The following is a 24,432-nucleotide window of genomic DNA, read 5'->3' as shown; positions in this document are numbered from 1 at the left end:
GGGGAACGAGGTCGGGGGGACGAGGTCGGGGGGACGAGGTCGGGCGGACGAGGTCGGTCGAGCGGACGAGGCCGGGCAGAACGGGGTCGAGCAGAGCTCAGAGGTGGCGCTGCCAGGGGGCAGCGGCCTCGAGCTGCCCGGCGAGGGAGAGCAGGAGTGCCTCGTGGCCCATCAGAGCCGCGAACTGGACGCCGATCGGGAGGCCGTCGGAGTCCGTGCCCAGGGGCACGGACATGGCCGGCATCCCGGTCGTGTTGAAGGCGCTGGTCCAGGCCGCGAAGTCGCCGGCGTGGGCATACATCGCCTGCGGGTCGGAGGTGTCGAGCAGGCCCAGCGGGGGAACCCGCGGCGCCAGCGTGGGCATCAGCAGGACGTCGACGTCAGCGAACAGGCTGCCGATCTGCCAGCCCAGGCGCTGCACGTCCTGCAGGGCGCGGACCAGGTCGGTGGCCGGCAGGTTCGCGTAGTGCTGCATCAGCATGTGCGAGAACGGCTCGAGGTCGTCGGCAGCCAGCTCGCGGCCGAGCTGCTCGAGCCGGGCCTGCACGGCCACGGCCACACCGACACCCATCAGCGGGGCGTTGGCCGCCGCGGCCAGGGTGCGGTCGAAGGGAGCCGGCAACGGTACGACGGTGTGCCCCAGAGAGGCGCACAGCGCGGCCGTGGCCTCGAGAGTCGCCTGGACGTCGGGGTCGGTCGCCAGGTCGTCGAACGCGGCAGGCAGCCCGATCCGCAGGGGACGGGGCGGCGTACCGACGGCAGCGGCGAACGACCCGTCCGGAGCGGAGATGTCGATCACCGTGCCCGGGAAGACCGGCGAGGCGATGTCGAGCAGCACGGCGCTGTCGCGCACCGACATGGTGACCGCGTGGTGCACGGAGGCGGGCGCGGCCAGGGTCGAGGGGTTCGGGGCGGGCGTGACCCGGCCGCGACTGGGCTTGAGGCCGAAGAGTCCGTTCATCGACGCGGGGATGCGGATGGAGCCGCCGCCGTCGCTGGCGTGGGCCACCGGCACCAGGCCGGCGGCGACCGCCGCGGCCGATCCTCCACTGGACCCGCCCGGGGAACGGGACAGGTCGCGTGGGTTGCGGGTCGGTCCGTGGAGCAGTGGCTCGGTGCTGGCGTTGAAGCCGAACTCGGGGCTGTTCGTGGTGCCGAGCACCACCATCCCGGCCCGCTTGTAGCGCGCCACCAGCTCGCCGTCCACGGTCGCGACGTTGTCGGCGAAGAGCCGGCTGCCGTGGGTGGCAGGCAGGCCGGCGACCTCCATGTTGAGGTCCTTGATCAGGATCGGTACGCCGTGCAGGGGTCCCTCGGGGAGCCCGGCCTCGACCTCGGCAAGGGCCGCGTCGAAGCGGGTGCTGATCACCGCGTTCAGCGCCGGATTCAGGGCCTTGATCCGGGCGATCGACGTCTCGACCAGTTCCCGTGCGGAGATCTCGCCGCTGCGGACCAGCTCGGCCATGCCGACCGCGTCGGTCTCGGGCAGGGCGGGTGCGCCGTCGGTGACCAGTCGCTCACCCATCAGGAGACCGCCACGTGGTGACAGGCCACGAAGTGACCGGCCCCGACCTCGCGCAACTGTGGTTCCTCCGCGGCGCACAGCTCGGTGGCCAGCGGGCACCGGGTGCGGAACCGGCAGCCGGAGGGCGGGTTCAGCGGCGAGGGCAGCTCGGTGGCAGTGGCCACCAGCGGCGTGTCCACGACCACCGGTCCGGTCACCGGGTCGTCGACGGACGCCAGTTCCTCGCCGCCGGGGATGGAGGCGATCAGGGTGCGGGTGTAGGGGTGCACCGAGCGCGTGTGCATGTCGCTCGACGGGAGCACCTCGCAGGTCTTGCCGAGGTAGAGCACCATCACCCGGTCGCTGATGTTCTTCACCACGGAGACGTCGTGGGCGATGAAGATCATCGACAGGTCGTAGGTCTCCTTGGTGCGCTCGAGCAGGTTGAGGATCTGGGCCTGCACCGACACGTCGAGCGCGGAGACCGGCTCGTCGCAGATCAGCACGTCGGGGTTCATCATCAGCGCTCGGGCGATGCACACGCGCTGGCACTGGCCACCCGACAGCTCGTGCGGTCGGCGGTCCCAGACCGAGTCGGGGTCGAGCCCGACCGCGGTCAGGGTCTCGCGGATCGCAGCGTCCATGTCGTCGCCGTCGAAGCCCCAGATGCGGAGCCCCTCGGCGACCAGGTCGCGCACCTTGCGGCGCGGGTTCAACGACGAGACCGGGTCCTGCATGATCATCTGCATCTTCGACCGCTTGCGACGCAGGTCGCGGGACTTCAGCCCGGTCAGCTGCTCGCCCGCGAACAGCACGGAACCGGCCGTGGGGGCGGGCTCCTGCATGATCGCCCGACCGGCGCTGGACTTGCCGCAGCCGGACTCGCCCAGGATGCCGAGCGTCTCGCCCGGGAGCAGGTCGATGTTCAGCCCAGAGACGGCGTGCACCACCTGGTGCCGCCCGACCGGGAACTCGACGACCATGTCGTCGACGGCGAGCACCGGGCCCGCCTCTGCCCGCATGTGTGCGGTGCCGCTGCCGGCCATGTCAGCTCACTTCCTGGCGGGCCGGCAGGAGCGGGAAGTGGCAGGCACCCAGGTGGGTGTCCGCGGTCCCGTCGGCCAGCTCCCTCAACTCGGGTGACTCCTGGTGACACCGGTCCACCGCGAAGCGGCAGCGCGGCGCGAACCGGCACCCCTCGGGTGGGTTCAGCATGTTCGGCGGCGAGCCGTCGATCGCACGCAGCACGGTGTGCGGGGCGTCGTCGATCCGCGGGATCGAGGCCAGCAACGCCTCGGCGTACGGGTGCACGGGGGCGTTGAAGACCCGCGAGGTCTGCGAGGTCTCGACCGTGCGGCCGGCGTACATCACCGCGACCCGGTCGGTGCGTCCCTCGACGGCGCCGAGGTCGTGGCTGATCAGGATCGTGGCCATGTTGCGGTCCGCGGCCAGCGTCGCGAGCAGGTCGAGGATCTGCTTCTGCACGGTGACGTCGAGGGCCGTGGTCGGCTCGTCGGCGATCAGCAGCTTCGGGTCGCAGGCCAGGGCCATCGCGATGACCACGCGCTGGCGCATGCCGCCGGAGAGCTCGTGCGGGTACTGCTTCATCCGACGCACCGGCTCGGGGATGAAGACCTGGCGGAGCAGGTCGACGGCCCGTTCGTCGGCTTCCTTGCGGCTCACACCCAGGTGCAGGCGCAGGGCCTCGGTGAGGTGGGTGCCGACCCGCTTGACCGGGTTCAGCGAGGTCATCGGGTCCTGGAAGACCATCGCCACCTCGGGGCCCCACAGCTTGCGGCGGTCCTTCGGTTTCAGGGCGTGTACGTCGAGTCCGGCGATGCGGCACTCGCCGGTGATGGTGGTCGTCGGCGAGTTGGAGACCAGGCCCATCACGGTGCGCCCGAGCACGGACTTGCCCGACCCGGACTCACCGACGATGCCGAGGGTCTCTCCCGCCCGCAGTGACATGGAGACGCCGTCGACGGCGCGGACCGGGCCGCGCGGGGTCAGGAAGGTGGTGCGCACGTCGCGCACGTCGAGGACGAGATCGTCGCGTTCGTTCACAGCTTCGCACTCCTCGTGTCCCAACGCTGCTGGGCCTTCTCGCCGAGCAGGTTGAAGGCAAAGACGGTCAGGAACAGGAAGGCACCGGGCACCAGGACGATGTGCGGGAAGTCCTCCATCGCACCGCCCTCGCCCTCGGCGACCATGTTGCCCCAGGTCGGATCGGGTTGCTGGATGCCGAGTCCGAGGAAGCTCAGCGAGGCCTCGGCCACGATCAGCGCCGAGATCATCACCACGGCCATCGAGAAGACCGGGAGGATCACGTTGGGCACCAGCTCACGGGCCATCACCCGCAGTCGGGTGGCGCCCATCAGCCGGGCCGCCATCACGAACTCGCGCTGGGCGAAGGCGATCGTGTTGGCCCGGGCCAGGCGCACCATGCTCGGGATGGTCAGCAGCGAGAGCGCCAGCGCCATGTTGCGCAGGCTCGGCTCCAGGAACGTGCTCAGCGCGATCAGCAGGATCAGCGGCGGCACGGCCAGCAGCGCGTTGGTGAAGATGCCGACCACACTGTCGACGCCCTTGCGGTAGTAGCCGGCGATCACGCCGATGCAGCCGCCGACGACGGTGCCGATGGTCACCGCCAACAGCGAGATCGCCAACGACGTACGCGCCCCGTGGATGGAGCGGGAGAGCATGTCGAGGCCCTGGTTGTTGGTGCCCAGGGGGTGGTCGGTGAGCAGCTGGGGCGACATGTTGGTCGGCTCCAGCAGCGTCTTGGCGACGTCGTTGTGCTCGCCCAGGGGCAGCACCGGCGCGAGTACGGCGACCGTGATCAGCCCGATCAGCCAGATCACGGCGAGCGTGAAGAGCAGGTCGATCCGCTTGCCGCGGATGCCGATGACCAACCGGGAGACGCCCTGGAAGACCAGGGTCAGGCCGACCAGGAACAGCACGGCCTTGCCGGCCAGCACCAGGCTGGGCGTGCTCCACCCGAAGCCGGCCAGGACGGCACCGGCGACCAGCATGACGGCCCCGAGGGTCAGGGTGCGGGTTCGCTTCGCCCGGTCGGCGCGGAACTTGTCACTAGGCATGAACACGGCGGGTCCTCGGGTCGAGATAGCCATAGGAGAGGTCGATACCGGCGTTCACCACGACGTAGACCAGGGCCACGATCAGGACCGCACCCTGGACCAGGGGATAGTCACCCTGGTTGGCGGAGGTGACGATCATCGACCCCATGCCGGGCAGGGCGAAGAGGTACTCCACGATCACCGTGCTGCCGATCAGCCGGCCGAGGCTGATCCCCATCAGGGTGACCAGCGAGAAGGACGACGGTCGCAGGGCGTCGGTGACCATGATCCGCCAGGGCGGCATGCCCTTGGCGCGGGCGGCGAGGATGTAGTCCTCGTTGAGGGTGACGATCAGGTCGTTGCGCAGGATTCGGGTGAACAGCGCCAGCTCCATCATCGCGATCACGATCGCGGGCAGCAGCGCGTGGTGCAGGTTGCCCGGTATGTCCTCCGAGATGCGCACCCACTGGGCCCGCGGGAACCAGCCGAGGCCGTTGGCGAAGATCATGATCAGCAGCAGACCGGCCAGGAACGACGGGACGGAGAGCGTGGCGAACATCGTCGCGCTGATCATCCGGTCGATGGCGCCGCCGGCGTGGGCGGCCGACCACATGGCCAGCGGGATGGCCAGCACGAGGGCGATCACGAGGCCCAGCACGGCCAGCTCGACGCTGACCGGCAGCGCGCCGAGGATCCGCTCGGTGACATCGGTCTGGGGCGGGACGAGGGAGGTGCCCAGGTCGCCGGTGACGGCTCCGCTGAGCCAGTCCCAGTAGCGGTGCAGGAGGCCGTCGTTGAGACCGAGCTCCTGACGGAGGTTCTCGTAGTCCTGCGGCGGGTGGCCCTCGCCCAGGATGGCGACCGCGGGGTCGCCGGGCATCAGGGTCACCATCGCGAAGACCCCGAAGCTGACCACGAAGAGGACGGCGATCAGCTCGCCGATGCGCAGTGAGATCCGGCGCATCAGCCGCGGCTTCCGCAGCGGAGGTGGTGGACGACCAGGTGCATCTCGGAAGTCCTTTCATCGGTCGGGCACGGCGGGGGCCGGCAACGTTCTCGAAGGCTAGGTCGCGTGACCCCGGGCACATCCGGTGCGATCCCACTGACCGGAACCTCCCGGCGCCAGGGGTCTCCCGGGCCCGGCTCAGGAGAAGGTGAGGACGCCCCCACGAAGTGCCGGACGGCCGGAGACGCCGGCCTCGAACCTGACGGAGCCGGCGGGGCCGACAGGGCCCGCGGGGCCGGTCGTCGGCGCATCGGTGGCCCAGAGCTCCACGTCGAGCGACTCCCCCGGGAAGACCGGGGCCGCGAAGCGCACCTCGAGATGACTCAGGTCGGCCGGGTGCGCACCGAGCTCGGCGGCGACGGCCAGGGAGACCGCGCCGACCGTGCACAGGCCGTGCATGAACGGGCGCGGCTGTCCGGCCGCACGCGCTGCCTCCGGGTCGACGTGCATGGCGTGGCGATCACCCAGCAGCCGGTAGAGCACCGGTTGGTCGGGTCGCGTGGGCACGGTCAGGGCACGTGACGGCTCGGTGTCGGGTCGCCCCGGGGACGACGGTCCGCGGTCGCCGCCGAAACCGCCGCAGCCGGGGGCGAAGATCGACCAGGTGGCCACGAAGTGGGCCGAGACGACCTCGACGTCGAAGACCGCTGCCGAGCCCTTGTCGTGCACGGCCGCCACCCGGGCCGCCATGCGCAGCTCCCCCGAGCGTGGCAGCGGAGAGAGCACCTCGAGGCGTTGGGCCCCGTGCACCGCGGTGGTGGTGTCGAACGCGCCCGCCGAACCCAGTGCGTCCGGCGCCCACTGGGCCAGGGTCAGCGCGAAGCCGGGGAGCACCCGCAGCCTCGGCTCGTGCACCAGGTCGAGGGCGTCGGGTGCGGCACCGATCGCCAGCGCGTAGAGGATCGGGTCGCGGTCGTCGTACGACACCGTGCGCTCGCCGAGTGACCGGCCGACCCAGTCGGCCCCCGACCCTGCGGGCGTGCCCACGGTCAGACTCCGAGCACGAGGGCGCTGGTCGGGACGCCGGTGCCGGCGGTGACCAGCGCATGCTCGACGTCGCCGGGCTGGTTGACCGAGGTCCCCCGGACCAGGCGAACGCCCTCGGCGATGCCGTTCATGCCGTGCAGGTAGGCCTCACCGAGCTGCCCGCCGTGGGTGTTGGTGGGCAGGCTTCCGTCCAGGGCGAGGTGGCCGTCGGCGATGAAGTGACGGGCCTCGCCGGTCTTGCAGAAGCCGAGCTCTTCCAGCTGGGGCAGGACGAACGGGGTGAAGTGGTCATAGAGCACGGCCGAGTCGATGTCGTCGGGTGAGAGCCCCGACTGCGCCCACAGCTGCCGAGCGACCACGCCCATCTCGGGCAGCCCGGTGATGTCGGGCCGGTAGTAGGAGGTCATCATGTGCTGGTCGCGCGCCTGCCCCTGGGCCGCGGCACGGATCACCGCAGGCTTGTGCGGCAGGTCCTTGGCCCGCTCGGCGGAGACGACGACCAGGGCCTGGCCGCCGTCGGTCTCCTGGCAGCAGTCGAGCAGGTGCAGCGGCTCGGCGATCCAGCGGCTGGCCTGGTGCTCCTCGAGGGTGATCGGCCGCTCGAAGAACCACGCGTTCGGGTTCGTCGCGGCGTGCGCCCTCGCGGTCACCGCCACCCGGCCGAAGTCCTCGGAGGTGGCGCCGAACTCGTGCATGTAGCGACGCGCGAACATCGCCACCCACTGGGCCGGCGTACTCAACCCGAAGGGCGTCATCCAGGAGTACGCCGCCCGGTCGGCGTTGGTGTCCATCGGCCGGCCTGCCTGACCGAGGCCGTAGCGCTCACCGGACCGTTCGTTGAAGGAGCGCCAGCAGACCACGACCTCGGCCAGCCCGGAGTGGATCGCGGCAGCGGCCTGGGCGACGGTGGCCGCGGCGGCGCCGCCGCCGTGGTGGATCCGGGAGAAGAAGGTGAGGTCGCCGATGCCGAGGTTGCGGGCGACGTGGTTCTCCGAGCTCGACTCGGCGGTGAAGGTGATCATGCCGTCGACGTCGGAGGGCTGCAGGCCGGCGTCGCGGACGGCGGCGAGCACCGCCTCGCAGGCCAGCTGCAGCTCACTGCGGCCGGAGGCCTTGGAGAACTCGGTGGCGCCGATCCCGACGATGGCGGCGGAGCCGGACAGCCCGCTCACTGGGTCTCCTCGTGGGCTCGCAGGACAACCTCCACGGTGCCGGACAGGTGCATGCCGATCCGGTTGTCGCCGCGGACGGCGACCTCGATCACCGTGGTCCCGGTCTCGGGGCGCACCCCGGTCACCTGGCCGGTCATGGTCATCGTGTCTCCCGGATGGTTGGGGGCGCCGAGCCGGATCTTCACCCGCTTCACCCGAGCGGCCGGGCCGGCCCAGTTGGTGACGAACCGCTCGGCCAGGCCGTTGCTGGTCAGGATGTTCATGAAGATGTCCGGGGAGCCACGGTCCTGGGCCAGAGCCGGGTCGTGGTGCACGTCCTGGTAGTCCCGGCTGGCGATCGCGGTGGCCACGATCATGGTGCGGGTGATCGGGAGGACGAGCTCGGGCAGCTGCGTGCCGACGGCCGGGACGGAGACGTCAGGGTGGACCGGGCTCGGGGGCACGGGGTGGGTCATGCGACACCAGCGATCCGGCGGCCGAGGTCGGCCAGGGCCGCCGAGGGCCCGCCGAGGGTGTGCGCGAGCTGGCGCCCCCACAGGAAGTGCCGGTGCACGGGGTAGTCGACGTCGACGCCGATGCCGCCGTGCACGTGCTGCACCCGGTGCACCACGTCGAGGCCGCCCTTGGCGGCCCACCACTGGGCGGTGAGCACGGCCTGCGCGGCAGCGTCGTCGAGGTCGGCGGTGGTGGAGGCCGAGCTCGAGCCGGCGGCCTCGTCGAGCGAGGCCAGGGCCTGCCAGACCGTCACCCGCATCGCGTCGACGTCGATCCAGCAGTCGGCGAGCTGGTGCGCGACCGCCTGGAAGGTGCCGAGCGGGCGACCGAACTGCTCCCGCCCCGAGACGTACGACGCGGCGAGGCGCAGGGCACCCTCGGCGACACCGACCTGGGTTGCGGCGAGGGCCACGGTGGCCTGCTGGAGAACGTGGTCCAGAGCAACCGGGACCAGCCCGGCGGGGGTGCGGTCGAGGGTCAGGTGACCGGCCAGGTCGTGGGTCGTGGTGGCGGCGCACTCCCACGAGACGCCCGCGGCGTCGGCGGCGACCAGGAAGACTGCGGGGCCGTCGGGGCCGGTGGCCGAGACCAGCACGTGGCCGGCTCCGGCGGGTGTGGGCACGGCGGCCTTGGTGCCGGTGAGCGCCCAGCCGTCCCTCGACGGTTCGGCCCGGGTCTGTGGTGCGGCGGGGGTGACGGCGCCGAACTCCTCGAGCGCGACGGTGGCGCGCACCGAGCCGTCGGCGAGTGCCGGCAGCAGGGTGCGCTGCGCCTCGGTGCCGTGGTTCGCCACGGTCAGGGCGGCGATGCCGTGGGACCACAGCGGCACCGGTGCGACGGTGCGGCCCTGCTCCTCGAGCACGACGCACAGCGCGTCGAGTCCGAGCCCGGCGCCGCCGTCGTCCTCGGGGACCACGAGGCCCAGGAGGCCCGCGGAGCCGAGAGACTCCCAGAGCTTGTCGTCGATGCGGGACTCACCCGACTCGATCTCACGGACGCGTTGGGTGTCGGCGAGGTCGGCAAAGATGGTGCGGGCCAGGTCGGCCAGGGAGACGAGGTCCTCGTCGAGGGAGAAGTCCATCAGCGCTGCCCTTCCGGGTCGGGCCGGAAGACCGGCAGGGTGAGCTCGTCGTCGGCCTCGAGCCAGTCGAGGACGACCGGCATGCCGATCTCCACGTCCTCGGGGCGGACGTCGACGAGGTTGGTGGTCAGTCGGGTCCCGGGGCTGCCCCCGGGTCCGGGCAGGTCGACCAGCGCGATCAGCAGCGGGTAGTCGAAGGCCGGGTGCCGGGGGTGGTGGGCGACCACGTAGGAGTGGACGGTGCCCTTCTCCCCCGCCGGGACGGTGTCCCAGTCGAAGGACCCGCACGCCGGGCAGGCCGGGCCGGGCGGGTGACGCAGGGTCGAGCAGGTGGTGCAGCGCTGCACCACGAGACGCTTCTCCGTCGCCGCCTCGAACCAGAATGCGTTGTCGAGGTTGATCGCCGGACGCGGCCGCAGCGCGGGCGGCTCGGGGGTCTCGACCGGTGCCGGCTCGGCGCCATCAGCAGTGGATCCGGGCTTGGGCCGGAACCGCAGGGTCCGCCAGCGTTGGGTGCCGACCACCTCGTCGGCGGCGTCACGGTAGGTGCGCAGCGTGGTCACGAAGCGTCCGACGCCGAGGCCGGTCCGCTTCTCCGGCGAGATCGCCTCGACCACCTCCTCGACGCTGATCAGGTCACCGGGCACCACCTCGCGCGCGAACTCGAAGTCGGAGTCGGTGGCCACCACCGAGGTGTAGCCGCCCTCGTCGAGCAGCGCGACCAGCTCGGCGAATCCCTCAGCACCGGGGGTCGCCTCGCCTCGGGCCAGTGCCTGCGTGGCGGCGTACCCCCGCATCGTCCAGGCCTGCAGCATCGTCGCCGGGGCGACCACACCGTCGCGGCCGGTGGCGCGGGCCGCCGCGTCGTCGACCAGCACCGGGTTGGTGTCCTCCATGGCCTCGGCCCAGGTGCGGATCGCGGCGGTGGAGACGGCGTCCTTGGCGACCGTACGCCGGACCAGCTCGCGGCCGACGAACTCGGCCAGGCGGTCGTCGTAGGCAGCGTCGGTCGTGGTCATCGGCGTCCCCTCGGCAGGCCGAGGCCACCGGTGGCGACCATGTCGCGGAGCACCTCGTTGACCCCGCCGCCGAACGTGTTGACGATGCCCTGACGGGAGATCTGCTCGACCTGCCCGGAGAGCACGGCACCGGCACTGCCGGGCCGCAGCCGGCCGGCGGCGCCGAGCACCTGGGTCAGGGTGCGTTGCACGTCGATGTGGGTTTCGGTGCCGTAGGTCTTCGCGGCACCGGCGGTCTCACCGGTCAGCGTGCCGGCGGCGATCTGGCTGGTCAGCTTCCAGTTCATCAGCCGCATCGCCTCGAGCTTGGCGTGCGTGCGGGCGAACTCCTGCTGCACCCACGGCTGCTCGATGGCCCCGGTCTCGCGGGCCCAGGCCAGCACGTCCTCCCAGAGCTGGATCATCCGGCCACCCAGGGCTGCCAGCGCCACACGTTCGTGGTTGAGCTGCGAGGTGATCAGCTTCCAACCACCGTGCAGCTCGCCGACGACGTTGCCCAGCGGCACCCGGATGTCGGAGTAGTAGGTCGCGGTGATCATCATCCCGCCGACCGCGTGGATCGGGCTCCACGAGAAGCCAGGGTCGTCGCAGGGCACGATCACGATCGAGATGCCCTTGTGCTTGGGGGCGTCCGGGTCGGTGCGCACGGCCAGCCACACGTGGTCGGCGGTGTTGCCGCCGGTGGTGAAGATCTTGGCCCCGTTGATCACCAGCTCGTCGCCGTCGACGACGCCGCGGGTGGTCAGCGAGGCGAGGTCAGTGCCAGCCTCCGGCTCGGTGTAGCCGATCGCGAACACCTCGTCGCCTGCGAGCATGCCCGGCAGGTAGGCGCGCTTCTGCTCCTCGGTGCCGAACGTCATCAGCGTCGGTCCGACGGTGTTGACGGTGACGAGCGGGAACGGCACGCCGGCACGCTGCACCTCGTCGTAGAAGATGAACTGCTCCTCCTCGGAGAGTCCTCGACCGCCGTACTCCTGCGGCCAGCCGACGCCGAGCCAGCCGTCGCGGCCGAGCATCCGCACCACGTCACGGAAGCGGGGTCCGCCGGCACCGGCCTCGCCGACCTCGCGGCGCTCGTCGGCGGGCAGCAGGTCGGCGAAATAGGCACGCAGTTCGGCGCGCAGTGCCTGCTGCGCGGGGGTCTCGCGCAGGTCCATGGGGTCTCCCGGAGGTGCAGAGGGGCACGCCGCGGACGGCGTACGTCGGTCAGGGCAGGAAGCGACGGCGTCCGTTCGCCTCGAACTCGGCGATCAGTGCCGCCTTGTCGTCCTCGGTCATCGGCTCGTACGACGGGGTGCCGCGGCCGACCCACCAGAAGACCGGGTCGGTGGTGCGCCAGCCGTCGAGCTGGATCTCCTTCTTGCGGAGCTTGTTCGACCCGGTGCTGGGCAGGGCATGGGAGACGCGCACGAAGCGGGGCGCGCCCTTCGTGCCGAGATCCCTCTGCTGGGTGAGGAACGCGCCGAGTTCGAGGTCCTCGAAGGTGGTGCCCTCGGCGATCTCGATCGCGGCCATCACCTGGTCGCCGGCACGCGGGTCGGGGACCGCGAACGCGGCCGCGATCGGGATGCCCTCGTGGCGGCGCAGCACGCGTTCGGTGAGCAGTGCGGAGATGTTCTCGGAGTCCACCCGGATCCAGTCGCCGGAGCGGCCCGCGAAGTAGACCAGGCCGGAGCCGTCGACGAAGCCGAGGTCCCCGGTCCAGAACCAGCCGTGCCGCACCCTCTCGGCGTCGGCCTCCGGGTTCTTCCAGTAGCCCTCGAACGCGGCCGCACCGGTGGTGTTGACCAGCTCGCCGACGGCGGCCTCGGCGTTGAGCACCCGGCCGTGCTCGTCGAGCTCGGCGCTCGCGCAGGTCGCGCGGGTCTCCGGGTCGACGATGCGTACGCCGTCGTGTGCGGCGCGGCCGAGTGCGCCCAACGGCGCCGCAGGGTCGAGCGCGATCATGCCGGCACCTTCACTGGACCCGTAGGACTCCAGCAGGGTGGCGCCGAACCGCTCCTTGAACCGCACCCGGTCCTCCGGGGATGCCTCGGTGCCGAACCCGTGGGTGAGGCTGACCTCGGCGTCGTCGTCTCGCTTCGGGGTGCCGAGGACGTAGCCGATCGCCTTGCCCACATAGGTGAAGTACGTCGCCCCGTAGCCGCGGCACTCGTCGATGAAGCGCGAGGCGGAGAACTTGCGGGACAGCGCGACCGTGCCGCCGGCGACCAGGGTCGGCGCCCACAGGCCCATCACGGCGTTGCCGTGGAAGAGCGGCATCGAGCAGTAGGAGACGTCGGCGCGGGTGATGTCGTACTTCGCGGTGTTCTGGTAGCCGAGGCCGAGCAGGCGGCCCTGGCTGACGCGGGCTGCCTTGGACGCGCCGGTCGTGCCACTGGTGAACAGCAGGAGCAGCTGGGTCGTTGCGTCGATCTCGGGGAGTCGCTGTGGCTCGACGGCGTGCGCGGCCACACGCTCGGCGTAGGCCGGGTCGTCGATGCGCACGAAGCGGTCGGGCGCCACGCCGATGTCGAGTCCGTCGAGGAGCGCCTGGCCGGCGGCGTCGGTGATCACCAGCTGCAGCTCGGTGTGGCGGACCTCCTGCTCGAGGTAGTCGCCGCTGCGGGTGTGGTTGATGCCCACGATCGTCGCGCCGGCGAGGGCACCGGCGCCGAGCCAGAGGATGAACTCCGGGTGGTTCTCGAGCAGCACCCCGATGTGGAAGGGGCGCTCCGGGTCGCGCAGCTCCTGCGCCCAGGCCGCACGGGCGGCGCTCTCGCGGACCACCTCGTCCCAGGTCCAGGTCGTGTCACCGTCGAGCAGGCCGGGGTGGTCGTCACCCAGCCGGGCCAGGAGGGCGTCGGCGATCGTCCCGAGCCGTTCCTCCATCGGAACCGGCGGGTGACTGATCGGCTCCTTCTTGGCGGTGGTCGGTGTCGCGGTCGTCATGCTCCGCACGCTAGGTCGGTCGTGGGCGGTCGTCGTACGGACCTCCCACTCACCGGAACCGCCGGACGCACGGGGCGGTTCGGCCTCGGCCCGGTTCCGGGCTCCGGTGTGGCGCTCGCCGTCAGCCGAAGAAGGCCTGGCCACCGTCGAGCGGGATGGTCGCCCCGGAGAGATAGGACAGCTCCGGGCTGACCAGCGAGGCCACGGCACGCCCGATGTCGGCCAGCGGGTCGCCGATCCGGCGCAGCGGGATCGAGGCGACGAACTCGTCGGCCTCCTCCGGGTTGCGCTCGGCCCAGCCCTCGAGTGCCGGGGTCATCGCGTGCGGAGCGATCGAGTTGACCCTGATGTTGTCCGGCCCCCACTCCACGGCCGCCGTCCGCGACAGGGAACGCAGCGCCTGCTTCGCGGCGGCGTACGCCCCGTAGGTGGTCGGGTCCCAGCGCACCATGGCGGAGGTGACCAGGTTGACGATCGAGCCGCCGCCCTGGGCGACCAGGTGCGGGTGGGCGGCCTTCATGAAGTTGAACGCGGCGAACGGGGCGCTGCGGAACCCGCGCTGGAACTGGCTGGGGCTCATCTCGAGCAGGGGTCCGTAGGCACCGAAGTAGGCGTTGTTGACCAGGATGTCGAGGCGCCCGAAGTCGGCCGCGACCTGGTCGACCAGGGCAGGGACACCGTCCTCGTCGGTCACGTCGAACTCGTAGGGGCGCGCGGTCACGCCGAGCTCGGCCAGCTCGGCGCAGGTGCGCTCGACCTTGCTCGCCGTCCGGCCGATCGCCGCGATCTGGACGCCGAGCTCGGCGAGGGCACGGGCGATGCCGTGGCCGACTCCCTGCCCGGCACCGGTGACGAGGGCTGCATGTCCTGACAGTCTGCTCATGGCGGCATGCTCCGCCGCGTCCGGCGACACGACGCGCCCCCATCCCGTTCACCGGGAGACCGGGCGGGGACGACGTGGCGCAATCCGCAGACTGGGGAGCGCCCGATGCTCGAGGATGAGCACCAGAGACACGAGGAGTCGGACCGATGACCACCACGCAGGACCCGATGGCCGCCTACGCACGCCTCGTCGGCCCCGGGGGCCCCTTCGAACTGGTCGAGGAGGACGTGCTGGGCACCCGCCTGCCCGTGTATCGCAACCGGGCTCGCGCCCTCCACGAGATCCTCGCCGACTCGGTGCAGCACGGCGACCGCACCTACATCGCGACCGCCGGGGAACGGGTCACGTTCACCGAGCACGCGGCCCGGGTCTCGTCCCTGGCACAGGCGCTCGTCGAGGACCACGGCGTGACGAAGGGTGACCGCGTCGTCATCTCCGCCGCGAACACGATCGAGTGGGTCGAGTCGTTCTGGGCCGTGGTCTCGATCGGAGCCGTGGCCGTCGCATTCAACGCCTGGTGGTCCGAGCGCGAGGTCGAGCACGGCATCACCCTGACCACGCCGGTGCTGGCGATCGCCGACGCCAAGCGGGCCGGCGCGGTCGGGCAGCACGGCGTACCCGTGCTCAGCATCGAGACCGACGTGCCCGCGCTGTGCCTGGCACACCCCGACGCGCCCCTCCCCTCGGCCGACGTCGCCGAGGACGACCCGGCGGTGCTGATCTTCACCTCCGGCACCTCGGGCCGACCCAAGGCCGCGACGCACTCGCATCGCAACCTGCTCGCGGTCGTGGAGTACCACCGGATGAACGACGAGCTGATGCAGGCGTTCGGCAACCCCATGGACCCGCGAGACCGCGGCTACCTGCTGGTCTCGCCGCTGTTCCACATCGCCAGCCTGCACAACCTGGTCGTGCCGCGACTGGCCACCGGTTCCAAGGTCGCACTGCACCTGGGCTCGTTCGACGTGGAGCGCATCTATGCACTGATCGAGGCCGAGCGGGTCACCAACTGGGGCGCCGTGCCGACCATGGCCTCGCGCATGCTCGACAGCGACACCGCCGCCGACTTCGACCTCAGCTCGCTGACCGCTTTCTCCCTGGCCTCCGCCCCGAGCTCGCTGGCCCTGAAGCAGCGGCTGCGTGAGAACCTGCCGTTCGCCACGGCACTGGTCGACAGCTACGGCCTGACCGAGACCAGCACCGGCGTCTCCGCGGCCACACCGGCGGACATGGCCGAGGCGCCCGGGACCGTCGGGCGGCCGACGTACGGCGTCCAGCTGGAGATCCGGGACCCGCTCGGACGGACACTCGGCCCCGGCCAGGAGGGCGAGGTCTGTGTCCGCAGCAGTTACAACATGCTCGGCTACTGGCGCAACGAGGAGGCCACGGCGGCCACCATCCGTGAGGACCGGTGGCTGCACACCGGCGACCTCGGGGAAGTCGACGAGCAGGGCCGGCTGCGGCTCAGCTCGCGGCGCTCCGACCTGATCATCAGGGGTGGCGAGAACGTCTACCCCGTGGAGATCGAGAACGTGCTCAGCGAGCACCCGGGCGTCATCGAGTGCATGGTCTACGGCGTCGCCCACGAGGATCTCGGCCAGGAGGTCGCGGCCGTCGTCGTGCACGGGCCCGAGGCTCCCGCGGTCGACGACCTGGCCGCGTTCCTGAAGCGGGAGCTGGCCTACTACAAGGTGCCGGCGCACTGGCGGCTGACCGCCGAGCCGCTGGCCCGCAACGCCACCGGCAAGGTCGCGCGCGCCGTTGTCCTGGCCTCCGTCTCGGGATAGACCCTGCCGTTTCCGTGGCAGACAACGGACGGTCCCTGACGTTCCCGTGGCCCGGACCACGGAAACGTCAGGGACCATCGCAATTCAGCGGGGGCGGGCGACCTGGGCGTTGATGAACAGGCCCTCGGCCGAGACACAGAGCTCGCCGTCGACGGTGATCTCGCCGGTGGTCCAGATCTTGCGGCCCTCGACCTTCGTCTGGCGGCCGGTGATGGCCAGCTCGCGGAACAACGGTGTCGGCCGGTGGTAGGTCAGGGTCAGCACCTTGGTCATCCCCGAGTCACCGGCCCACGCGTTGGCGACGCCGAGCACGTGGTCGAGCAGCATCGAGGAGACTCCGCCGTGCACGTGGCCGGGCGGGCCCTGGTAGGGCAGCCCCAAGGTGACCACTCCCCCGATCGAGCCGTCGTCGCGGCCGGCCAGGGCCAGGGGCGGGGCGATCGCGTTCTCCGGGCCCGCGATCGGGTCGTGCCGACTGACCCCCTCACCGGCCCACATGTCCACGAGACGCTCGTGAATCGGACCGACGTGCTCGTCCAGATGGTCGGCGACCGCGTTGAGCTGGGACGCGATGGCACCCATCTCGGCCGAGGTGCGGTCGCCCGCGTGCAGCAGCGTCTCGATGACGCGCCGGGCGGCGACGACCGCCTTGTCGACACCGTCGTTGTTGGGCGTGGCGGTCAGCACCTCGAGTCGCCGGCTCTCGCCCCTCACCAGCTGGGGTCGCTGGGCGGTCTCTTCGGTCATGAGGTCGTCTCTCCTTCGATGAGGGTCAGCGCGGCAGGCGCAGGATCCGCTCGCCCACGATGTTGAGCTGTACGTCGGTCGTGCCGCCGGCGATGGTGAGTGCCCGGCTGTTCAGGAACCACCAGGTGGCACTGCGTTCTTCCGGGTCGGCCACGAGTGCGGCGTCTCCCTGGAACTCCATCAGTGTCTGCCAGGTGTCCTGGATGTTCTCGGCGGCCACCAGCTTGGCCAGGCTCGACTCGGGCCCGGGCTGCAGCCCGGAGACCGACCTGATCGTCTGACGCAGGCCGAGCAACCCACCGGACTGCGCGTCGGCCAGCAGCCGGCCCAGGGCCGCCAGCTGCACCGGGTCGTCGCGGTCGACGTGCTCGAAGAGCAGCTCGGCGGTGCCGGTGGCCGAGTTCGACGTCATGTGGACGCGCTCGTTGGCCAGCGTGGTGATCGCCAGCTTCCAGCCGTCGCCCGGTTCCCCGACCAGCATCTCGTCGGGGATCAGGACCTCGTCGAGGAACACCTCGTTGAAGTGGGATCCACCGGTCAGCTCACGCAACGGGCGGATGTCGATGCCCGGCGTGGTCATGTCGAGCACGAAGTAGGACAGCCCCTTGTGCTTGGGCACGTCCTTGTCGGTGCGAGCCAGCAGGATCGCGAAGTCCGAGCTCCGTGCCCCCGAGGTCCACACCTTCTGGCCGTTGACCCTCCAGCCGCCGTCGACCTTCTCGGCCCGGGTCGACAGCGCCGCGAGGTCGGAGCCGGCACCGGGCTCGGAGAACATCTGGCACCACTCGATCTCGCCACGCAGCGACGGCGGGACGAGCCGCTCCTGGATCGCGGCGTCACCGTGCGCGAGCAGGGTCGGCACTGCCCAGTTGCCGATGATCATGTCGTGGGGCTCGAAGTCGCGGGCGGCCAGCTCCTCCGCGATCACGACCTGTGCGACCGGGTCGGCCCCCTTGCCCCACGGCGCCGGGAAATGAGGGGCCGTGTAGCCGAGTTCTGCCAACCTGGCTTGAGGATTCTCGTCCGTGACGCTGTCGAGCTCGGCCGCGATCTCGACGCGGATCGCCTCTGCCTCCGGCGGGAGGTCGATTCCGAGCGGTCGTCGTACGCCGGAGAGAGCGAGGTGCGCGACCCGTTGCTCCCAGGCGGCGGTCGATCCGAGCAGGATCGTGGTCGACCGGGCACGCCGGAGTGCGAAGCCGGCCAGGTGCTCCCAGGTGTAGCCGATGCCGCCGAGGGTGTTGATCAGGTCCTTGACCACCGCGAACGTGCCGGAGACCGTCGTGGCCGCGGCGACGGCCGCCGCCAGGGACGTCTCGTCGGCCGGAGTGTCGTCGCCGAACGCGCGGGCTGCGTCCCAGGCACAGGCCCGGCCCTGCTCCGTGCGCACCAGCATCCGCGCCACGCGATGCTTGACCGCCTGGAACCCGCCGATCGGTTGGCCGAACTGCTCTCTGGTGGTGGCGTAGTCGGTCGCCGTCACGGTCGCCCAGTCGGCGATGCCGGCCGACTCCGCGGCGAGGAGCACGGCGGCGAGGTCACGGGGCAGCTGCGCGTCGAGAGTGAGTACGTCGTCCTGCCCCACCAGCTGCTCGTCGAGGGTGAGCGTCGCGAATCGTCGCAGCAGGTCGTGGCTGGGCTGCTCGGTGACCTGCACCGCTGATCGTTCGAGGACGATCCATCGGGTCTCTCCGACGCCATCGGTCTGGTCGGAGATGCGCACGGGCAGCACGAAGATGTCGGCGAGCTGACCCCCCATGACCACACCGCTGGTGCCCGAGACCCGCAGGCCGTCAGGGGTCTGGGCCCCTCGAAGGCCGTCGCGTGAGAGATCGACGGCGCCGGTCGTCGTACCGTCGGCCAGCCCGGGAAGATGCGCGTCGTGACCCGCCGCGTGCAACACGGCGGAGGCGAGCACGGTCGGCAGGAACGGGCCGGGGGCCAGCGCGCGCCCGAACTCCTCGGCGACGACCGCGAGCTCGGAGAGGCCGAACCCGGCGCCGCCCACGTCCTCGGGAAGGTGCAGCCCGAGCAGTCCCTGGGCGGCGACCTGGGGCCACCAGGCCGGGAGATGCTCGTCCTTCGCCTCGACCGCGGCGCGGACCGTTTCCTCGGTGACGTGGCGACCCAGCAGCCCGCGCGCCGAGTCGGCGAGGGCGCTGAGGTCGTCGTCGAGTCCGATGCTGCCCATGGCTCAGATCCGTTCGATGATCGTGGCGGTGGCGTGCGCACCGCCGGCGCACATGGTGACCAGCGAGGTGGACGTGTCGGAGCGCTCCATCTCGGCGACTGCCTGGGTGATGAGTCGCGCGCCGGTGGAGCCGACCGCGTGGCCCAGGGCGATGGCGCCGCCGTTCACGTTGACCTTGCTCATGTCGACCTTGTGCTCCTTGGCCCACGAGAGGACGACGGAGGCGAACGCCTCGTTGATCTCGACCAGGTCGATGTCGCCGAGCTTCATCCCGGCCTTCTCGAGCACGTGGCTGGTGGCCGCGATCGGCCCGTCGAGGTGGAAGTAGGGGTCGGAGCCGACCATCCCGGAGGCGACGATCCGCGCCCGCGGTCGCAGACCCTCGGCCTCGGCCCGCTCCCGGCTCATCAGCAGTACGGCGGCCGCGCCGTCACTGATCTGCGAGGAGTTGCCGGCGGTGTGGATGCCGCCGGGAACGACGGGTTGGAGCGTGGCCAGCTTCTCGAGCGTGGTCTCGCGCAGGCCCTGGTCACGGGTGACCTCGTGGGTCTCCCCGGTGGCGCGCAGGGTGCCGTCCTCCTGCTTCTCCATCACCGGCGCGGTCAACGGCAGGAGCACGTCGTCGAAGCGTCCCTGGGCCCAGGCAACGGCCGCACGCTGTTGCGAGACGTTGCCCAGCTCGTCGGCCGCCTCGCGGGTGATGCCGTACTTCTGGGCGATCCGCTCGGCGGCGGTGAACTGGTCGGGCAGGTCCATCTCGAACCCGTCCGGGATCGGCATCCCGGCCCCCGGGGCCAGGGCGGCACCGAGGAAGACCCGGCTCATCGACTCGACACCACAGCCGATGCCGGCGTCGATCTGCCCGGAGGCGATCAGGCCGGCGATCATGTGCACGGCCTGCTGCGAGGAGCCGCAGGCACAGTCGATGCTGGTGCAGGCCGTGGTGTACGGGAGCCCGGCCACGAACCAGGCGTTGCGGGTGACGTTGTTGGCCTGGGCACCCGCCTGGGTGACGCACCCGCCGACGACCTGGGCGACCGAGGCCGGGTCGATGCCGGCCCGCTCGATCACGCCGCGTTGCGCGGCGCCGAGGATCTCGGCCGGGTGCAGCCCGGAGAGCCATCCGTTGCGACGCCCGACCGGCGTGCGGACGGCTTCGACGATCACTGCTTCGGGCATGGGCGGTCCTCCTGTGTTCGGCCTCCGGTGTCGGCCTGTCCCAGCAGCGTCACCCGGCGCCGTGGTTCGCCGCTCCGGCATGTCCCACTGACCGGGTGTGATCCGCATCGCGATTCGGTCGGCTCCACTGACCGGGACTGACGGGCACGACGATGCCGGCGTCCGTCGTACGTTCCCGAGGATGCCGCCCGTGAACCGGGCCGAACCCCATGACGAGGAGAGCAACAAGATGAGCGAGACCAGCCTGGCCGGACGCACCGCGATCGTGACCGGAGCCGGTGGCGGACTCGGCCGCGCCGAGGCACTGTCGCTGGCCGCGGCCGGCGCCCGTGTCGTGGTCAACGACTACAGCGAGGCCGGCGACGCCGTCGTCGCGGAGATCAAGGAGTCCGGCGGCGAGGCACTCGCCGTGCGCGGGGACGTCGGTGACTGGGCCCTGGGCGACCGTCTGGTCGAGGCAGCCGTCGACACGTTCGGCTCGCTCGACATCGTGGTCAACAACGCCGGCGTGCTGCGCGACTCGATGATCTTCAACCTCACCGAGCAGGCCTGGGACGACGTGATCCGGGTGCACCTCAAGGGCCACGCCTCGCTCTCGCGGGCGGCGGCCGTGCACTGGCGCTCCGCGTCGAAGGCGGCCGGCGGTCCGATCTACGGCCGCCTGGTGAACACCACCTCCGAGGCCTTCCTGTTCGGCTCCGCAGGGCAGCCGAACTACTCCGCGGCCAAGGCCGGCATCGTCGCGCTCACACTCTCGGCCAGCCAAGGCCTGTCCCGCTACGGCGTCACCTCCAACGCCATCGCGCCCCGGGCGCGCACCGACATGACGGCTCACGTCTTCGCGGGTGACCCGGACGCCGACCGCACCCTCGACATCCTCGCCCCGGAGCGGGTCGGCACGTTCGTGTCCTACCTCGCCTCCCCCGCCGCCGCGGGCATCAACGGCCAGGTCTTCGTCGTGTACGGCGACATGGTGGCGCTGATGGACTCCCCCAAGGTCGAGCAGAAGTTCACCGCGGCCTCCGGTGTCTTCTCGGTCGAGGAGCTGGCCGCGCAGGTCGGCCCGCACTTCGAGGGGCGTTCGCCGTACCAGACCTACGCCGCCTACAGCGTGGCCGAGCTCGACACCACCGGCGTGGAGAACATCGCCAACTGAGATAGTCCCTGACGTTCGGACCCTCGCGATCGAGATCGAGACGGTCCGAACGTCAGGGAGTATCAGAAGAAATCAGAAGACGGTGGAGCCCCGGTGCACGGTCTCGGCGCCGCCGTCGCAGAAGATCACCTGACCGGTGATGTGCGAGTTCTCCTCCGACACCAGGAACGCCAGCGTGGACGCGATCACCTCAGGCCCCTGGTGACCGTTGAGCACCATCGGCACGGCACCGTCCATCGCCGCCACCATCCTCGGGTCGTCGAAGAGCCCGGCCGACATGGGGGTCAGCACGACCCCAGGGCCGACGGCGTTCAACGCGACGCCGGCCCCGGCCCAGGCGTCGGTGATGCTCTCCCGGCGCACCCAGCGCGCCAGGGCACCCTTGGATCCGGGGTAGATGGCGCGGCCGTGTCCCTCGGCCTCGAGCTCGACGGCACGCTTCTGCGCGGCCTCCTCGTCGCCGGCCAGGCAGGCCTCGCCGAGGGCGGCGTCGGAGGCGTGGATCGCCACGCTCGAGGCGACGACCGCGACCCGCGGCGCCGACGATCCGGCGAGCGCGGGCAGCATCCCGGTCACGAACTCGGTGACGCCGAAGAAGTTGATCGCGACCACCCCAGGCGAGTTGCCCGAGATGCCCGCACAGGCAACGACCGCGTCGACCGTCGGTGCGAGAGAGAGGACACCGGCAACCGCGTCCGAGCGGCCCGCCGGCGTGGAGAGGTCGGCGCACACGTCGGTCTCGCGCAGGTCGACGCCGATCACGCGATCCCCGCGAGAGGTCAGCAGTGCGGCGGTGGCCCGGCCGATGCCGGAGGCGGCACCGGTGACGACGACGGTTCGGGACATGAGGGTCTCCTCGGATCGGGGGTCAGGTGTGGGAGCCGCCGTCGACCCGCAGCTCCGCACCGGTGTAGTACGACGCGTCGGACGAAGCGGCGAACGCGATCGCGGCTGCGATCTGCTCGGGTCGGGCGGTGCCCAGCAGGGAACGGACCCGACCGAAGTAGCTGAAGTCGAGATCGCCGGGGGTCACCGCGGCCGTCAGGGGTGTCGCGGTGTTGCCGGGAGAGACCGGGACGACGCGGATGCCGCGACCGACCAGTTCGGCGGCCAACGTCTTGCTCAACGCCAGGACGGCGCCCTTCGACGCGGCGTAGGCGCTCATGTAGGGGTTGCCGTGGTCGGCCGCACTCGAGGCCACGTTGACGATCACGCCGACGCCGTCCGGCAGGTGGCGCAGGGCCTCGCGGCAGAACAGCGCGGTGCCGATGGTGTTCACCTCGAACAGCTCGCGCATGTCCTTCACGCTCAGCGTCTCGATCGGCGTGGTGCGCTGGATGCCGGCCACGTTGACCAGCACCTCGATGCCGCCGAGCCGTTCGGCGGCGGTGGCAACGGTCGCGATGACCTGCTCCTCGTCGGTGACGTCGACGACAGCGGTCTCGACACGCCCCGGCTGGCCGACGACGCACTCGGCCGTCTCGGCGAGGCCGGCCTCGTCGCGGTCGACGGCGAAGACCGCGGCGCCCTCGGACACGAGTCGGCGTACGGTCGCCCGACCGATCCCCGAACCGCCACCGGTGACCAGCACGTTGATCCCACTGAACCTGTTCATGCCCGCGACGCTAGGGCGAACGGGGCCCGGGCCACCGCTTGTTCCCGTTGAGTGGTACGCCGCCAGGGCGAGAGCCGGATCAGGAGCGCGACCACGCGGCCAGCAGCAGCTCGCAGGAGACCCTGATGTCGTCCTCGACCTGCTCGATCGGGTTTCGTTGGTTGAGCGCGGCGGTGATCACGCCATACCAGGACTGCTCGATCAGACGACCGAGCTGCTCGTCGCGCGGGCTCGGGTCCGAGAGACCCGCGGCGCGCAGCAACAGCGCCGAGAACGACGCGTGGGTGAGGTTCGCGTCGGCGTGCGTGGCGTGCAGGGCCGCGTTGTTGGAGACCATCATCGCGTGCGTCAGCAAGGGCGTCTTGAGCATCTGCCGGGTCGCGTTGAGCAACAGTTCGGTGACCGTCGCCACCGGATCGGCGGTCGGGTCCACGTCGGCGACCGCACTCTCCATGCGCTGGATCTGGCTCTGCATCACCGCGGTGAACAGGTGCATCTTGGAGGGGAAGTAGCGGTAGAGCGTCGCGATCGCGACGCCGGACTCCTTGGCCACCTCGTGCATCTGCACGCGCTCCAGCCCGTTCGCGGCTCCCTGGCGGGCGGCGGCACGCAGGATGCGCTGCACGCGCTCCTGCTGTTGTGGTGAGTTCGGCTGCGCTGGCGGCCTCACTTCGCCGATTCTCGGCACGTCGTTCCCCTCGTCGATGTCGGTGCCATCGTCTCGCGAGGCTCGCACCGCGCGCCCGGAACTCTACCGCTGAGCGGGATTCGGGTCGTTCCGGAACGCGCCGTTGCGGTGCACTGCAGGCTCAAGAGACGTCCGTCCGGACGGCACTCGAGGTCACGACGAGGAGAAGCCATGAGCTGGGACGCGGAGTACGACGTGGTGGTGGTCGGCTCGGGGGCCGGCGCGATGACGGGGGCCCTGCTCGCCGCGAAGGCCGGGCTGCGGGTGGCGGTCGTCGAGAAGACCGACCTCCTCGGTGGTACGTCGGCCTACTCCGGCGCCGCGATCTGGATGCCGGGAACCCAGGTGCAGCAGCGAGCCGGCAACGGTGACTCGACCGAGTCGGCACGGACCTATCTCAACGCGCTGCTGGACGACCCCGACCAGGCCAAGCTGGAGGCGTTCCTGGAGCAGGCGCCGACCCTGGCCGCGGAGCTCGAGGACGACCCGTGGCTGGAGTTCGCCTGGCAGGCGTTCCCTGACTACTTCGACCGACCCGGCCGGGTGTCGCAGGGCCGCTCGTTCACCCCGGTTCCGCTCCCGCTCGACGAGATCGGCGAGCGCGTCTCGCTGGTCCGGCCGCCGGTGGACCGGGAGCGCTTCGGCAAGTCCCACCACCAGGGGCAGCCGCTGGCCGCCGGGCGTGCACTCATCGGCCGGCTGCTGCTGGCGCTCGACGCGACCGGCAACGGCACGGTCCACACCGGGCTGGCGATGGACGAGCTGGTGGTGGAGACCGGACGGGTCGTCGGCGTCGTCGCCGCACGCCACGACGGGTCACGGGTCCGCCTGGCCGGGCGCCGCGGCGTGCTGCTGGCGGCCGGCGGGTTCGAGCGCAACAATCCCGAGCGGGCCCGGCACGGCGTCCCCGGCAG

22 protein-coding genes are annotated in these 24,432 nt (G+C 71.2%); 3 read left to right on the top strand and 19 right to left on the bottom strand.

Annotated elements, in window-relative coordinates; all coding sequences use genetic code 11:
• Positions 1-97: 97 nt before the first annotated feature.
• The 13 genes from NJ4_RS20275 to NJ4_RS20215 form a co-directional block, all read right to left on the bottom strand.
• Positions 98-1,525, bottom strand: a complete 1,428-nt coding sequence (locus tag NJ4_RS20275) for an amidase (protein WP_067439552.1) — start codon at positions 1,523-1,525, stop codon at positions 98-100.
• On the bottom strand, positions 1,525-2,550 hold the full coding sequence (locus NJ4_RS20270; protein WP_067439547.1) for an ABC transporter ATP-binding protein: 1,026 nt from the start codon (positions 2,548-2,550) through the stop codon (positions 1,525-1,527). Before NJ4_RS20270 ends, NJ4_RS20275 begins: the two co-directional genes overlap by 1 nt.
• A 1-nt stretch (position 2,551) precedes the next feature.
• A complete protein-coding gene (locus NJ4_RS20265; protein WP_067439545.1) occupies positions 2,552-3,568 on the bottom strand; it encodes an ABC transporter ATP-binding protein in 1,017 nt (338 codons plus the stop codon).
• The gene (locus tag NJ4_RS20260) at positions 3,565-4,602 is read right to left on the bottom strand and encodes an ABC transporter permease (protein ID WP_217996931.1); all 1,038 of its coding nucleotides are present in this window, start codon (positions 4,600-4,602) and stop codon (positions 3,565-3,567) included. Before NJ4_RS20260 ends, NJ4_RS20265 begins: the two co-directional genes overlap by 4 nt.
• Positions 4,595-5,545, bottom strand: coding sequence for an ABC transporter permease (locus NJ4_RS20255; RefSeq protein ID WP_067439542.1), 951 nt, complete (start codon positions 5,543-5,545; stop codon positions 4,595-4,597). Before NJ4_RS20255 ends, NJ4_RS20260 begins: the two co-directional genes overlap by 8 nt.
• Positions 5,546-5,725: 180 nt before the next feature.
• Positions 5,726-6,574: a MaoC/PaaZ C-terminal domain-containing protein gene (locus NJ4_RS20250; RefSeq protein WP_082748946.1), complete on the bottom strand. Its 849-nt coding sequence runs from the start codon at positions 6,572-6,574 to the stop codon at positions 5,726-5,728.
• 2 nt (positions 6,575-6,576) lie between these two features.
• Complete coding sequence (locus NJ4_RS20245) at positions 6,577-7,746, bottom strand: lipid-transfer protein (protein WP_067439539.1); 1,170 nt, start codon at positions 7,744-7,746, stop codon at positions 6,577-6,579.
• A complete protein-coding gene (locus tag NJ4_RS20240; protein ID WP_067439536.1) occupies positions 7,743-8,201 on the bottom strand; it encodes a MaoC family dehydratase in 459 nt (152 codons plus the stop codon). Before NJ4_RS20240 ends, NJ4_RS20245 begins: the two co-directional genes overlap by 4 nt.
• Positions 8,198-9,322, bottom strand: coding sequence for an acyl-CoA dehydrogenase family protein (locus NJ4_RS20235; RefSeq protein WP_067439533.1), 1,125 nt, complete (start codon positions 9,320-9,322; stop codon positions 8,198-8,200). The genes NJ4_RS20240 and NJ4_RS20235 overlap by 4 nt, the downstream gene beginning before the upstream one ends.
• A complete protein-coding gene (locus tag NJ4_RS20230) occupies positions 9,322-10,341 on the bottom strand; it encodes a bifunctional MaoC family dehydratase N-terminal/OB-fold nucleic acid binding domain-containing protein (RefSeq protein WP_067439531.1) in 1,020 nt (339 codons plus the stop codon). Before NJ4_RS20230 ends, NJ4_RS20235 begins: the two co-directional genes overlap by 1 nt.
• On the bottom strand, positions 10,338-11,498 hold the full coding sequence (locus tag NJ4_RS20225; RefSeq protein ID WP_067439528.1) for an acyl-CoA dehydrogenase family protein: 1,161 nt from the start codon (positions 11,496-11,498) through the stop codon (positions 10,338-10,340). Before NJ4_RS20225 ends, NJ4_RS20230 begins: the two co-directional genes overlap by 4 nt.
• Before the next feature lie 49 nt (positions 11,499-11,547).
• On the bottom strand, positions 11,548-13,272 hold the full coding sequence (locus tag NJ4_RS20220) for an AMP-binding protein (RefSeq protein WP_217996930.1): 1,725 nt from the start codon (positions 13,270-13,272) through the stop codon (positions 11,548-11,550).
• Positions 13,273-13,393: 121 nt separating this feature from the next.
• Positions 13,394-14,155, bottom strand: coding sequence for an SDR family NAD(P)-dependent oxidoreductase (locus NJ4_RS20215; protein ID WP_067439560.1), 762 nt, complete (start codon positions 14,153-14,155; stop codon positions 13,394-13,396).
• A 146-nt stretch (positions 14,156-14,301) separates the two neighbouring features.
• Here NJ4_RS20215 and NJ4_RS20210 point away from each other — a divergent pair, with 146 nt between their 5' ends.
• Positions 14,302-15,942, top strand: coding sequence for a class I adenylate-forming enzyme family protein (locus NJ4_RS20210; RefSeq protein WP_067439525.1), 1,641 nt, complete (start codon positions 14,302-14,304; stop codon positions 15,940-15,942).
• Positions 15,943-16,026: 84 nt separating this feature from the next.
• Here the strand turns inward: NJ4_RS20210 and NJ4_RS20205 are convergent, their stop codons facing one another.
• Genes NJ4_RS20205 through NJ4_RS20195 form a run of 3 tightly spaced genes read right to left on the bottom strand, consistent with a single transcriptional unit; the run spans position 16,027 to position 20,059 of the window.
• Positions 16,027-16,689 carry a PaaI family thioesterase gene (locus NJ4_RS20205; protein ID WP_067439522.1) on the bottom strand — a complete coding sequence of 221 codons (663 nt, stop codon included), beginning with the start codon at positions 16,687-16,689 and terminating at the stop codon, positions 16,027-16,029.
• 25 nt (positions 16,690-16,714) lie between these two features.
• The gene (locus NJ4_RS20200; RefSeq protein WP_067439519.1) at positions 16,715-18,880 is read right to left on the bottom strand and encodes an acyl-CoA dehydrogenase; all 2,166 of its coding nucleotides are present in this window, start codon (positions 18,878-18,880) and stop codon (positions 16,715-16,717) included.
• Between the two features lie 3 nt (positions 18,881-18,883).
• On the bottom strand, positions 18,884-20,059 hold the full coding sequence (locus tag NJ4_RS20195) for a steroid 3-ketoacyl-CoA thiolase (RefSeq protein ID WP_067439516.1): 1,176 nt from the start codon (positions 20,057-20,059) through the stop codon (positions 18,884-18,886).
• A gap of 190 nt (positions 20,060-20,249) precedes the next feature.
• Between NJ4_RS20195 and NJ4_RS20190 the strand changes: the two genes are divergently transcribed.
• Complete coding sequence (locus NJ4_RS20190; protein ID WP_245644644.1) at positions 20,250-21,215, top strand: SDR family NAD(P)-dependent oxidoreductase; 966 nt, start codon at positions 20,250-20,252, stop codon at positions 21,213-21,215.
• A 72-nt stretch (positions 21,216-21,287) separates the two neighbouring features.
• On the opposite strand, the gene NJ4_RS20185 is transcribed toward NJ4_RS20190, so the two are convergent.
• The 3 genes from NJ4_RS20185 to NJ4_RS20175 all read right to left on the bottom strand — a co-directional run bounded on the left by NJ4_RS20185 (position 21,288) and on the right by NJ4_RS20175 (position 23,455).
• Entirely contained in the window at positions 21,288-22,061 is a 774-nt protein-coding gene (locus NJ4_RS20185; protein WP_067439513.1) for an SDR family oxidoreductase, read from the bottom strand.
• Positions 22,062-22,083: 22 nt separating this feature from the next.
• A complete protein-coding gene (locus NJ4_RS20180; RefSeq protein WP_067439509.1) occupies positions 22,084-22,830 on the bottom strand; it encodes an SDR family NAD(P)-dependent oxidoreductase in 747 nt (248 codons plus the stop codon).
• 79 nt (positions 22,831-22,909) lie between these two features.
• On the bottom strand, positions 22,910-23,455 hold the full coding sequence (locus NJ4_RS20175) for a TetR family transcriptional regulator (RefSeq protein WP_217996929.1): 546 nt from the start codon (positions 23,453-23,455) through the stop codon (positions 22,910-22,912).
• A gap of 234 nt (positions 23,456-23,689) precedes the next feature.
• Between NJ4_RS20175 and NJ4_RS20170 the strand changes: the two genes are divergently transcribed.
• Positions 23,690-24,432, top strand: a 743-nt coding sequence (locus NJ4_RS20170; protein ID WP_157551245.1) for an FAD-dependent oxidoreductase, incomplete at its 3' end; no start/stop codon positions are given.

The organism is Nocardioides jensenii JCM 1364 = NBRC 14755 (assembly GCF_001552535.1).
GTDB classification, from domain to species: domain Bacteria; phylum Actinomycetota; class Actinomycetes; order Propionibacteriales; family Nocardioidaceae; genus Nocardioides; species Nocardioides jensenii.
Note: the sequence above shows the minus strand (reverse complement) of the source record. Positions and strands in the feature narration are given on the sequence as shown.